Consider the following 249-nt stretch of genomic DNA (forward strand, 5'->3'; position numbering starts at 1 on the left):
CATTTTGTTTACTGACTGCCCATATGATCTTTGGACAGAAGATTATCTGGCAGGAAGATCAAAAATTGATATGGGATAATTTTAAAAGTCCGGTCAATAGAAAAAATAATCCGGATGTGGCAGCATATACCAATTGTGGATGGGAGTATTCTGTAGTGAAATCTACCAACCCAAAGTCACCTGTTAAAATTGAGATCAAGACTATATTCAATGAAGAGAAGTCTTGGAAAGATGCTAAAAAGATCAATG

At 35.3% G+C, this 249-nt stretch carries 1 pseudogene; it reads left to right on the top strand.

Going from position 1 to position 249, the window contains the following annotated elements:
- Positions 1-249, top strand: a pseudogene (locus tag SB679_RS25615) (DUF922 domain-containing protein); the annotation flags it as partial.

The sequence above is a fragment of the Chryseobacterium sp. SIMBA_029 genome (genome assembly GCF_046535275.1).
In the GTDB taxonomy this organism is placed as follows: Bacteria; Bacteroidota; Bacteroidia; order Flavobacteriales; family Weeksellaceae; genus Chryseobacterium.